The organism is Dyadobacter bucti (assembly GCF_005869225.1).
Classification (GTDB): domain Bacteria; phylum Bacteroidota; class Bacteroidia; order Cytophagales; family Spirosomataceae; genus Dyadobacter; species Dyadobacter bucti.
Map to the genome: position 1 here is coordinate 579,359 of NZ_SWFP01000002.1, position 12,562 is coordinate 591,920.

Annotated in this window: 9 protein-coding genes; 1 reads left to right on the forward strand and 8 read right to left on the reverse strand. The window is 49.3% G+C overall.

The genetic code is table 11. The features are described 5' to 3' along the window. Positions 1 to 31: 31 nt before the first annotated feature. From FBF61_RS07570 to FBF61_RS07585, 4 genes are all read right to left on the reverse strand, one after another. On the reverse strand, positions 32 to 607 hold the full coding sequence (locus FBF61_RS07570) for an ASCH domain-containing protein (RefSeq protein ID WP_138476600.1): 576 nt from the start codon (positions 605 to 607) through the stop codon (positions 32 to 34). Positions 608 to 688: 81 nt separating this feature from the next. Next, positions 689 to 1,525: a GNAT family N-acetyltransferase gene (locus tag FBF61_RS07575; protein ID WP_138476601.1), complete on the reverse strand. Its 837-nt coding sequence runs from the start codon at positions 1,523 to 1,525 to the stop codon at positions 689 to 691. Between the two features lie 20 nt (positions 1,526 to 1,545). After that, positions 1,546 to 2,286, reverse strand: coding sequence for a LytR/AlgR family response regulator transcription factor (locus FBF61_RS07580; RefSeq protein ID WP_138476602.1), 741 nt, complete (start codon positions 2,284 to 2,286; stop codon positions 1,546 to 1,548). A gap of 35 nt (positions 2,287 to 2,321) precedes the next feature. Next, the gene (locus FBF61_RS07585) at positions 2,322 to 3,443 is read right to left on the reverse strand and encodes a sensor histidine kinase (protein WP_138476603.1); all 1,122 of its coding nucleotides are present in this window, start codon (positions 3,441 to 3,443) and stop codon (positions 2,322 to 2,324) included. A 327-nt stretch (positions 3,444 to 3,770) separates the two neighbouring features. Between FBF61_RS07585 and FBF61_RS07590 the strand changes: the two genes are divergently transcribed. Continuing rightward, positions 3,771 to 6,227, forward strand: coding sequence for a TonB-dependent receptor domain-containing protein (locus tag FBF61_RS07590; RefSeq protein ID WP_166444456.1), 2,457 nt, complete (start codon positions 3,771 to 3,773; stop codon positions 6,225 to 6,227). Here FBF61_RS07590 and FBF61_RS07595 read toward each other — a convergent pair. The 4 genes from FBF61_RS07595 to FBF61_RS07610 all read right to left on the reverse strand — a co-directional run bounded on the left by FBF61_RS07595 (position 6,156) and on the right by FBF61_RS07610 (position 12,527). Next, positions 6,156 to 7,679, reverse strand: coding sequence for a carboxypeptidase-like regulatory domain-containing protein (locus FBF61_RS07595; RefSeq protein ID WP_138476605.1), 1,524 nt, complete (start codon positions 7,677 to 7,679; stop codon positions 6,156 to 6,158). The two genes, FBF61_RS07590 and FBF61_RS07595, sit on opposite strands and share 72 nt — an antisense overlap. A 34-nt stretch (positions 7,680 to 7,713) precedes the next feature. Continuing rightward, the gene (locus FBF61_RS07600) at positions 7,714 to 9,270 is read right to left on the reverse strand and encodes a PGAP1-like alpha/beta domain-containing protein (protein ID WP_138476606.1); all 1,557 of its coding nucleotides are present in this window, start codon (positions 9,268 to 9,270) and stop codon (positions 7,714 to 7,716) included. Positions 9,271 to 9,440: 170 nt separating this feature from the next. Next, positions 9,441 to 10,979: a sulfatase family protein gene (locus FBF61_RS07605; RefSeq protein WP_229214948.1), complete on the reverse strand. Its 1,539-nt coding sequence runs from the start codon at positions 10,977 to 10,979 to the stop codon at positions 9,441 to 9,443. Between the two features lie 30 nt (positions 10,980 to 11,009). Beyond that, positions 11,010 to 12,527 carry a RagB/SusD family nutrient uptake outer membrane protein gene (locus FBF61_RS07610; RefSeq protein WP_166444457.1) on the reverse strand — a complete coding sequence of 506 codons (1,518 nt, stop codon included), beginning with the start codon at positions 12,525 to 12,527 and terminating at the stop codon, positions 11,010 to 11,012. Between the last annotated feature and the right edge of the window lie 35 nt (positions 12,528 to 12,562).

A 12,562-nucleotide genomic window follows, 5' to 3' on the forward strand; every position in this document is an offset into this window, starting at 1 on the left:
CGAATCCCTGGCTTTGGGCAGAAAATACTTACTATGTCCTGTTGATTTTATCCAAAACAAAAGTCCCGAGAGGTGAAATCCGGTACCCGGTCTCGAGGCTGATGGTCAGGCCGAGATTTTTCAGCTTGCGGATATTGAGTTTCAGCCATTCTTTTTCTCTTCCCGTCATTGCTGCCAGATCGGCGGCCCGCAATTCGGGATTATCGCGGATCAGGTTCAGTACCGTTAAAGTCCATTCACCGGATTTGTCCAATCTTCCGAGCTTGGCGGCTAGTGCAGCAAACGCATCATCATCCAGTGAATTTTTTTCTCTCAGCCCGATCCGTTCGTCAGCGGCATGATACTTCACTGATATTTTGTAAAGTATCCCTTCCTTTATTTTACCGAGTTCAGTCCGCAGAGAAGAAAGGTCATCAAAACCGGCGATAACGGCATCTGCTTCCGACAAATCCTCAGCATCCATTTCAATAATGTCGGTGATGTTTACGACCCCGATGCTGGTACAGATCAGGCTGCCTTTAACGACCGCGGGTTTCTTCCATTTGCGGAACGCAACGGTCGATTCCCCGGTCAGTATCCGTTCGAGATGTTTTTGTTTAAAAAGCATTTTCAAAGCATTTGAAGATACTCCGGCAAAGAAAGCGGTTTTCGCCCCAGAAGCAACTCCAGCATATTATCCGCAACAACATCACATGGTATCCCTGTTATGCCTCCGCATTTTAATCATGCTGAATGCCTTTTCAAAACCGAACTGCTGGTAAAACGGTTCGACATTTTCGCCGGTGATCAGTGCCACCAGTGACGAGTCCGGCAAATTGGCATCTATCCAGCCCGACAGTACCAGCATCAGTCCGGTCCCGATGCGCTTGCCCTGCCAGTCGGGATGCACGATCACGTCCCGGACATAATAAAATCCGAGTCCGTCGCTGGTTAGCAGGGCATATCCTACTACTTCGCCCGTTTGCTTGTGCTCCGCAACCACGCCGAAGGTCGCGGCAGCGAGTTGTGAACCAAGCCTTTCCATATTATCCGGATTATCCGGCAAGCTCCATCCCACCGACTTCCTCAGATTTTGGTATTCATGCGCAGCAGGTATTCTTGGAACGATCTCAATACTATCGGGCATTGCCTGCGTCCCTTTCTCCCGGTCAGACACCGGAGCGGCGAAGCTGATATAGTACCCGTTGAGCTCCCTGACAGTATATTCTGCAAATCCATAAGGCATGTTTTTGAGGGGGGCAACAATTTCCGCGCCGCGCTCGCGGTGCTGGGCATACAATGTATTAATCCGCTGTACCCTGATCCAGATTGAATTTCCTTTTGAAGACGCGGCCAGCTCCGCGTCGAGCGTAAATTGAATAAACGCGCCATCGCGGGAAACGGCCCCGTGGTAGGGCGGCTCCCCTGCGGTCCACTTCGTCGGAAAGCACAGTACCTGCTGCCAGTAAGCAATCGTTGCCGCTATATCCTGCACCGCCAGCACAGGTTCGGCATGTGAAAAGGTAGACCAGTCTTTATTTTCCATGACGTCATCGTTTTTATGTTTCAGGAGAATTTGATTTTATCCCACAGCTTATTGTTGACCACCTGCCCTATCACCTGCTCGCGGTAATTTCGGCTCATCGGAATCCGGTTCGACTGGATAAAGATCTCGTTCCCCTCTATCCCGTCTATTTTATTGACGGAGACAATGTAAGACTTATGTACACGGATAAAAGACTTGCTGTCCAGGCTCGCTTCCAGGTTTTTAAGATAAAGCAACGTCAGGTATTTTCCTTTTGTAGTGTAAATCGTCACGTAATTCTGCATGCCCTGAATGTACAGGATATCGTTCAGCTGGATCTTCTCATATTTGCTCCCTGATTTGATAAAAAAATAATCCGCATCCCGGCCCGCTTGATGAATTTCGGGATAAGAGGAATTGTTGAGCAGGCGCTGATAGTCCCTCGCCTTGTTGGCGGCTTTGAAAAAACGATCGAAGGTGACCGGCTTTAAAAGGTAATCCAGCACATTGAGCTGAAAACCTTCGAGTGCATAACTGGGGTAGGCAGTTGTTAAAACGATCATCGGAGGATTTTGCACCATTTTCAGGAAATCTATACCGTTCATTTTCGGCATCTGGATATCCAGAAAAACAAGGTCCACATTGTTTTCACCCAGCACTTTCATCAATTCCACAGGGTTTTCACAAGTCGCCGTGAGATGCAGGAAGTCAATTTCCCTGACATAGCTGCCAATACCTTCCCTGGCCAGCGGTTCATCATCAACAATCACACAGCTTATCATGATCATGCTATTTGTTATGTCAAAGTAAAGATTTTTCAAACAGGCTCGGGAACGGTCAGCTCCGAAAGGCTCAGCGTAAGGTTAACCTCAAAATAACGTTCATCCTGCTGAATATCCAATACATACTGCCCTGGATAAATGAGGTCCAGCCTTCGCTGCACGTTTTTCAGGCCGATGCCTCCGTAATGCACCACATCTTTTGTTGTAAAAGCCGAGGTAGTGTTAGAGACACGGAAATCCAGGCGGTTACCTTCCAGGCCCACCCCGATGCTGATCCGGTTTTCTTCATGGGTATGCCGGGAAACATGTTTGAAAGCATTTTCGACAAACACCATCAATACAAAAGGCGCAATCCCGAGCATTTCGGTATGCTGGCGGTCCATCTCAAAGTTCACCCGGATATTACTGCTCTGCCTGAGTTTTTCCAGTTCCACAAAGTTCCGCATATAGACGATTTCGTTGCTGAGCGGAATCTGCCGGTCGTTACACTCATAGAGCTGATAACGCAGCAGCTCGGAAAATTTGGCAAGCGCATCCGAAGCCATGTCCGGGTTTTTATGGATCAGGAAAAATATCGAGTTAATGGTATTAAAAAGAAAATGCGGGTTAAACTGGTTTTTAAGGAATTTCAGCTCGGTTTCCAGCTTTTCATTTTCCAGCAGCCGCTGCCTGTGCTCCGTCTGTATCCAGGTCTTGGCCAGCTTGATACTCATCGCAAGCGTCATACTCGCCACGGTGGAAGGCAGGGCATTGTTCAGAAAACGGAAAAAACATTCTGCATCTGTTCCCCCTCCGTAAATTTCCCGCATCGACATGCCCGAGGCATAAGAACTGAAATAATACCCGCCGACGATCAGCAGGGTGGTAACACAAATCGTCAGGATCAGGTATACGAGATAGATTGAAAACCTGCTTTTCGCCAGGTATTTCGGGATCAGATAGTACAGGTTGAAATAAACCGCCAATGCCTGAAATAGCACATAGAAGCTGAATTTGATGGTCATCGGGAAAAATACCAGCGAACTCGCCGCCTTGTAAGGATTGCCCATTGCCACCACCCACCACAGATAATGGTAAACAAACCAGAGCGGAATGTGGTAAAGCTTGTATTTAAAAAGCCAGTTCTGCTCAGAATTGGCGGGCAGAGAGAATTTCATTTCAAAAATGGATTCATCAGGTACTCAAAACAAACGCCCGATCCTGCACATGAGAAAAAGAAGTCGGTTCTCCTAAGATAACTAAAATTCCGGCGATCCCGAACCCATACTATATGAACTGCGGCAGATAATTGACCAATGGTAGCTACGGCCGCTTATTACGCTGATTTTCATCATTTTCTTCCCGATATCACCCATTTGTCTGTATTGATGCAGGTGGTCAATTAGATGTTGCCGGTGGTCACGATACATTCCTGATGTAATTCCCGGGGACTTCTTTTGTATCCGCGGGACATGCCCGCAAAAGTCATTTTCCCGATCTCAGCCATGAAAAAACTGCTTTTTATTCTGTCATTATTTTTAGGGATACAAAATAGCCAGGCCCAGGTATCGGGCAGGCTGCTCACCAATGCCGGCGCACCCGTTCCTTTTGCGAACGTGCTCCTGCGCGATACCAGAGACTCGGCGAACCTTGCAGGCGCAGCCACAACCGAAACAGGCGAGTTTCGGATAGAAAACACAAGGTCTGGCCACTACATGCTGCGGTTAAGCAGCCTGGGGTATGTTACGCGGGGATTGCCCGCTTTCGAACTGACGTCCGTACAAAACCGAAAGGATTTCGGGGACATTATTCTGGAAGAAGAAGCCGGACAGCTGCAGGAAGTATCCGTGAGGGCCGCAAAGCCCATGTTTCAACAGGAAATCGACCGGACTGTAATCAATGTCGAAAGTAATGTGCTTTCGAAGGGCAGCTCGGCACTAGAAATTCTGCAGCGGTCGCCGGGCGTGATCATAGACGAGCGCACCAACGGAATAGCACTGAACGGGAAAAATGGCGTAATGGTCATGATAAACGGGAAAATGATGCGCATACCGGTCGAACAGCTGCTTGCGATGCTCAACGGAATGAGCGCCAATGACATTGAAAAAATAGAGCTGATCACTACCCCGCCGGCCGGGTACGATGCAGAGGGCAGCGGTGGTTTGATCAACATCGTGATGAAGAAGGATAAAAAACCAGGAACAAATGGCTCCCTGTCACTTACCGCGGGTCACGGCTGGGGAGAAAAAGCGACCGGCAGCGGGACCGTCGGCCATCACACGGGAAAAATCGATCTGTACGGCTCCTACACCTTCTCCCGCGACCGCAGCCGGAGCAACTTCTCTGCACATGGTTCTGAAATTGCAGCCATAGTAGGCGGTCCGGCCACTTTTGAATTCCGGAATGTGTACAAACCCCTCCGGAACAATCACAACCTGTCCGGCGGGATCGATGCGCAGCTGAGTCCGAAGATCACAGTTGGCGGCAACATAGGGTACATTAATAGCAGGACTTCCTCACAAGTTTTCAACCAGGCCGAATACATCCTTTACCCCGATTCGCTCCTGCTCTTCAACGGCCATGTCAATGGAAACACCCGCTGGCGCAACACGATCACCTCGGTTTATGCGGAAAAGAAAATCAGGGAGGGGGAAAAAATTACCTTCAACGCAGATTACCTGCATTACAACATTGCCAATAACACCATCGTAAACAGTTCGTTCCTGGATGAAAACGGCAATCAGGCCGGCTCGGGAGGTGAAAACCAGTTCGCCGCCGATCAGAGCGGGTTTGCCAGAACTGCGATCAGGGTCGGAGTTGTAAAGCTTGATTACACAAAACAGTTGAGCAAAAAAACGAAGGTGGAAACCGGCGTCAAAACTACTTACACCGAAAGTTCCAGCTTTTCGGGCATACAGGAGCTGATCAACGGCGAGTGGAAACCAAGGGACGAAGTCGCGAACGATCTGGCAGTAACCGAGGGAATCGGCGCGGCCTATATTTCGTTTCATACACAATTCAATCCTTCCACAAGTCTGGCAGCGGGTGTCCGGTATGAATATGCCCGCACACAGATCGCCGACGGCCGCACAGGGGAGAATTCAGTAGACAGGAGACTCGGAAAGTTTTTCCCAAGCCTGTTTTTTTCAAAAAAATTAAACGAGAAAAATGAATTACAGCTTTCATACAGTAAAAGGATCAGCAGGCCATCCTACAATGACCTCAGCTCATTTGTATCCTACAATGACCCTATCTCCTATTTTACTGGTAACCCTCTCCTGAAACCCACTATCACCAATAATCTCAAAGCCGGTTATCATTTTTATGGCTACTCGGTTTCGGTGCTGTTCAGCCGGGACGACTACCCCATTGTCCAGGGACAAATTACGCCCGGCGGGAACGGCGACCTGGTATATATTTCCCCCCAGAACATCAGATACCAGAACAACCTGACTTTTGAAACCAGCATTCCCGTAAAAGTAACCGGCTGGTGGAGCATGAACTATGGTTTCGTAGGTGGCTGGCGACAATACAAGCTGGATTACCTGGCCAATTGGTTTGTAAAATCCTTCCTGAGCTATTCAGCCAATTTCAGTCAGTCTTTCAGGTTTGCGGGCAATTTTTCGGCGGAACTTTCAGGATGGTACAACAGTGCTTCCTATGGGGGCAACGCAAGGGTCAGCGGGTTCGGGGCGGTAAATGCCGGGATCAAAAAAGAGCTGAAAAAGAACAAGGGATCGGTCCAGTTTTCCGTCACGGATATGTTGAGGACCATGAACATCCGCAATTCCATCGGTGTGCTGACCGAAGACGCATTTCATACCAGGGCCTACGTCAGTTACAATGCCGAATCGAGGCGGTTTCCAATCATGAAGCTTACATTTTCCCGCTCATTCGGTGGTACCCGTACCGAGAGAAGACAGGAAAACAGCTCCTCCGAAGAGCGGGACCGGGTAAGATAGGTGGGACACACGCGGGTACACTCTTAACGGTTTCCTGATCGTGAGAGGAGCCTTTATGACCTGCCCTTTTTCACCGTCAATCCAGGTTGTTTCCAGGTAATTATCTTCTCTCAGCAAATTGAGGCTGATCTTCTTGTTGTTTTCATACAGTTCAATCACGTTGTTCTTGCCGTACAGCCAGTTTCCGCACATGAGCTTGATATTACTTCCCTCCCAACTAAAATTGACCACCTCATTGTTGACAAATACAGAACTGATATTCGCCTTGATGTTCGTGATCATGATTTTTTTCAACTTCATCATGTATTCGGAAGGCACCCCGTTGCATTCCAGGTCTATCTCGTTGATCCCGCTTTTAAACCCTGACTGCATCAAAGTCTGGTTTTCATTCGCCATAGTTTCTCCGTAATGAAGGATGTTGCATTTATTGAGCCGGCCGTATTCTTTTGGCAAAATACGCAGGCAAATATAAGTTTTGAGGTTACCAACTGTTTTATCTGCAGGAAACGTGAAAGGCTGCTTGTCGCGCATCTGGATCACGTAAGGATTTGCTTCGGTTATTTCCACCGCCAGCACGGGATCCAGCTCTTCCACAACCGGGGTCTCGGGTTCTACGGGGATCTTTTTCAATTTGATATTCTGATCGTTTTTTGCTTCGGCCAGATCGATCTGTTCCTGGTAAACATCCTTGTCATCCAGCGTCAGGTAACCCTCCTTCTCAACTGTCAGAACATAGCTTTCCTTTTGCAGGTTGGGGGGGATCACAATCTCGAAACGCCCCTGGTTATTCGTAACCGAAATAATATCCCCGATTTTGACATGGGCGCCCTGGATAAAGCCACCGTCCACAGACAGGATGTTCCCCGACACCTTTTCGATTGTAAGAGGGGTTACGGCAAGGTCTGTTTTTTCTTTCAGTGTGTAAAGAGAATCAGGATAGGCCAGCTTGAATTTGTCGGATTGCAGCTGAAAAGAAACTTTCTGATCCTGAAATTCCACAGGAATGTTCATCAGCGAAACCTGGCCGTTTGCATCCACCGGATTTCCCCCGGTAAGGCTTTTTCCCGCCACCGAAAAACTGAGAGATCCTGCCCTGATCACATGGTCTGACATGCCTTTGGGGCCGTGCAAATTGACGGTAGCATTGAAAAAATACACTTCCGGCTTGATCGGATCAATCGTATAAAGGGCAATAAAAACGGCAATTCCACCGCCTGCTTCCAGATTAAGCCCTTTGAATTTCAAACTGCCCGACAGGAAAGCCGTCACCAAAATGCCACCGAAAAGCGCAAAAAGGATCCTGAAAAGCTGAGGATTTTGCTGGGACCATCCCGGTTTTTCAAAACTCACAACAATGAGAAAAAGCATTACGGCAAATGAAAAAGCAATTGCCGCAATTTTGCCCGGGCTAACGGACCGTTTCGTTTTTCCGGTTCTGACGCGACTTTCCATGTTGACTAAATCATTACGGTTGAAACATTGTATATCAATCGATCAGCGCAGCTTCTCCCGAAACATTCGCTGCCTCATCATTCCATACCGAAGGCTGCAGGCAGATCTGCCCGCTAACGGTTTTTGCTTCCCGGAAAGGAAACCTGAAAACACCATCGGTAAGTAAAGTCTTCTGCCAGCTTCCCGGGTCGTCGATATCCTGCGTCTCCGACAGCCATCTGAACTCCACAACCGATTTGGACTTTTCTGCCAGGTTGATGCGGATATCCATACTTTCACTGTAAATCACGCGCTCGGGAAACTGTGTTTCAAACAGAAAACCTTGTTTCACCTGATGCTGGGATATTTTGAAAGTGAGTAAAAAAACAGAAAAATTATCCCCGGAAGGCCGCAGTCTGGTATCCAGGAAACCGGTGTGCAGATGAAGTTTTTGTATCGGGAAGTCGTTACGGTCGGAGCGAAATGCGTTTTCGCAGGGATTTTGTTTCCGCTGATGGAGATATACCCCGGTACCCCGGACCGACAGGGAAAATTCGATATCGTAAAATTCCCTGGTATTGTCTTTGGGTGGGGCGGTGCTGAGCTGTACATTTTCCAGCCAGATCCTTACCCTTGTGTCACCGAAAAGAAAACGCCGGATGTTCTCATAAGTTTCAAAACTGTTGACGATACCCCTCCTGCCCGAGTGCGCCCTGTGCACATTGGCCCAGTAGGCACCCTTGATGTAGGCATTGCTCTGCTTCACAAGTCCGTCGCTATGGCTGCCCGTCGCCTTTCGGACGACCGAGTAACTTTCATGATCACTGCCGATGATACAGAGGCACCGGCCTTCGGGATAAGTACCGAATAGCTTTTGCAAATCGGCCGCAGGGGAAGGGAGTTTAAGATATTTAACCATACTTTCCCTTTTGAAAATCGCACCATTCAGCGCGTTTCCCTTACTGATCACCAGATCTTCCAGGAAGTCGGGGACCGCGCTGAGCTCTATGCCTCCGTGCGGCGTACCAATGGTCACCAGCCGGTGGATCCATCGGTCGGCTTTTTCTTTTTTGGAGGCTAAAATGTTCTGTATCAAACAACGTGACACCAGTCCGCCCATAGAATGCGCGATGATGATCACCTTATAGTCTTCGTCGTCGGGGCCGAGGTCTACATCGGCCAGTTTCAATTCCCTGGGGATTCGCTCACAGATCAGTTCACGCAGGTCCTCTGCATGCTCGATGATATTCCTGACCTTCCCCGATACCACGTCTTTATCGTAGAACCGGCTGATCCACATGCTTCGGGTTGGGTTCTGAACGTTGCCTCCGGGATTGCTCAATGCCAGGGCGAGGCCACTGTTGGCGGCATCCACGTAGCTATATTCTTTCAGAAACCGGATAAGCTGACCTTCAAAGACGATCGGCTCCTGATAGCTGGGAGGCAAGGCATTGCGTTTTTCAACAGAAGTCTCAGAATAGCCGTAATAGGCATCGAAGAAGGTCTCTTCCCTTGACCCAGCCGTGGGTGTAAAACCACGGACATACACGATCGGATAAAGCCCCTGCGCTACATCGATCCTGAATTTTCCGGCAGACGGTACTGGCATCATAAGTATTTAGGACAAAAGGTGTTGAGTGCATTGAAAGGTAAAAATTTCCCCAGTGAAAAGGATCTCAAACAGGGCTTATTTATTTAATGGCAAACCACCCTGTTACCTCTGCATCCAACCGTAAATTACTGTCCTGTACGCCGCCCGAAGGTGCACCGCGAACCAACGGTTTACTTTACTGCCCCCTCCCGGGTGAACCCGCTATCCTGTTGGGCGAGCAGCAACGTTTTCAGCTCTCTCGCGATTTCCGGTTTTTGCTGTACAAGGTTTTGTGTTTCGCGCGGATCATTTTCTATGTCGTACAACTGGGCTGTCAGCTCCTTGGTTGCCGATTCGTCCCTGGACCAGCCGCCGCTGCCCTGCCCTTCCACATATTTCCATCTTCCTTTGCGTATGGCAAACATACCGTTGATCGAATGATGGATAATGCTTTGTCGCACAGGCTTTCCGCTACCTGACTTGGAGAGAACTGGGGAAAAATCAAAACTGTCCTGACCTGCATTTGCCGGTATTTTCCGCCCTGTGAGGCTGGCGAACGTAGACATAAGGTCCGTGAGGCAAACCGTCTCACTCACCGTACCCGGTTTCCGCCCTGCACCTGGCCACCGTACAATGAAAGGAACCCTGTGGCCGCCTTCCCATATATCCGATTTCTGTCCGCGAAGGATCCCGTTGGCCTGATGTTTAGGGAATTTCTCTTTATCGCCGGGTTTCCAGTCAGCCCCGTTGTCGGAGGTAAAAACAATCAGCGTATTGTCTTTCAGGCCGAGGCTGTCGAGCGTGCGCACGACCTGTCCGACGACATCATCTGTATGTGCCACAAAATCCCCGTAAATACCCGCCCCGGATTTCCCCTGAAAACCCTTCGAGGGCAGCCAGGGCGTATGCGGACTGGTGAGCGGCAGGTAGAGAAAGAAAGGTTGTTTGGTTTTGCTTTGCCCGATCAGGAATTCTTTTGCTTTACTGCCCAGATGATCGAGCGTCTGTTCCAGTTTAAAGTCCCCTGCTGCTTTGCCTGAACGCCAGAAAACCCCTCTCGGATCATTCTTTCCCTCTATTTCACCGATATCGCGATTGGTAGGCCTGCCATTTTCCAGGTAAATGTAAGGTGGTATGTCCAGTGACGACGGGATAATATAACTATAATCGAAACCCAGGTCATTGGGCCCTTGCAGCAGATCGGCCTTTATATTCAGCTTGTCTCCCGCCGGCCATGAGTCCGGGGCGCCGCCGGGCTGGGGCTGGGATGCGTCCCGCTCAGGCCAGTTGAGCCCGAGATGCCACTTTCCGATCACAGCCGTCTGGTAACCCGATTGTTTCATCAGATCTGCCACTGTGAACCTGTTTTCCTCGATCAGCGCCGGTGAGTAGCCGCCCAGCACACCCTTTTTCAAAGGTGAGCGGAAAGCATAGCGCCCGGTTATCAGCCCATATCTGGTAGGCGTGCAGACCGCCGAGCCCGAATGTGCGTCCGTGAAACGCAGCCCTTCCCTGCTTAGCCTGTCGAGGTTGGGCGTACTGGTTTGGGATTCAGGATTATAACATTGCAGGTCACCATAGCCCAGATCATCCGCCAGAATGACCACAATATTCGGTTTGACAGCAGCCGACGCCTGAACATTTTTCGTTTCCGGCAGATAAGCCGAAAAAACCAGAAGAGCAGCAGGAACGGCCGCCGCCGCGATTGTTTTGTATTTCAAATTCATCATCAGTATTTTATCGTCATTCCAAATCACTTGCTAGTTATACCCCGGATTCTGCTGCCCCAGCTTGGCATTATTGATAAACTCCGTCGCCGGAATAGGGTACAAGTAATATTTCTTACCGGTTATGGGATGTAAAACCGTCCTTTGCGCCGGGAATTTCAATGCAAGAAAATCGAGCTGGGGCTGCATGGTATTTTCCATGATACCCCACCGGTTCAGGTCGAAGTATCTTTTGGTCTCAAAAGCAAATTCCACACGCCTTTCATTCCGTAAAGCCTTTCTAAAACTTTCCTGGGTGTTCACCTGTGCAGGCGGCAAAGCAGGCAATCCAGCCTTTACCCGGACCTGATTTAACAAATCCAATGCTATGCCTCCGACCTGAAATGTCCTTTCATTCATCGCCTCCGCTTTTGCCAGGAGTATCTCCGAATATCTTATCAAAGGGAAATTCCAGGTGCTTCTCCCGTTAGGGTCCTTGGTATTGTAATATTTATGAATGTAAAAAAGGCTGCCCGCGGGTTTCGAAGCATCAACAAAATTGGGGAGGTTGTAGGAATTAAGGCTCACTTCCTTCCTTAAATCACCGGTTTCGAAGGCCTGCACAATACCGTTGCCCGATGACGGCCCGCCACCTCTCCCATTCAGGTTATCGTCCGTCGGCAATATGATCGCTCCCCCGTTCTGGGTACTTGTGGGCGCTAGAAATGTACTCAGGCTACTGGTTGTGGCCAAGTCCACCCCGCCATACTGTACCTCGAACAGAGTTCCCTGATTGTTTTCGGCCGAACCGTCGAAATAGGAAGCGTAATTGTTTTGCAGCGTCTTTTTACCAATCACCAGATCGGCGGCGGCTATCACTTCGTCCCATTCTCCCAGTTCCAGATGCACAAGCGTTTTCAATCCGGCTGCCGAAAGATTGACCGGCCGGCCGGCCTCATTGCCTACGCCCGAACCATAGGCAGCTGGCAGTAAATTATACGCGTCTGTCAGATCTGCCTTGATCTGTGCATATGCCTCTTCAATAGATGCCCTCGGTAATTCCGCATCCGTCCGGCTCCCGATCTGCCTGACGATCAGTGGTACCCCGCCGAAAAGGCGTACGAGATTGAAATAATAGGCAGCGCGTAAAAACCTGGCCTGACCTTCGATGTTCTTCCGGGATTGTTCACTTGAAAAATCAGTTACATTATCCAGATTGTCCAGCACTGTATTCGTCCGCGCAATCCCTTGATAGCTGGTCGACCAGATGTTCTGGGAATGGGTAAAAACAGGTTCAGCAATGAACAAATCAGGTTCCAGCTCATTCCGCCAGGTCCAGCCGTCGTCGCTGGCAAGGTCCGTCAGCCGTTGAAAAGAGCCCTTGTACATGGTCTGCAGAGGCGCATACATGCCATTTACGGCAGTGAGCATTCCGCTTTCAGTAGTCAGTAAGGTTTCCAGCGGTATCTGACCCTGGATATCCGGTTCGAGAATGTTCTGGCATCCCGCCCAGGTAAGGGTTAATGTAGCAAAACAGAGCTTTTTAAAAAATCTTTTATTGATCTTCATCATTTTGCATATAAGGTTTCTTGTCATAATTTCCTTGT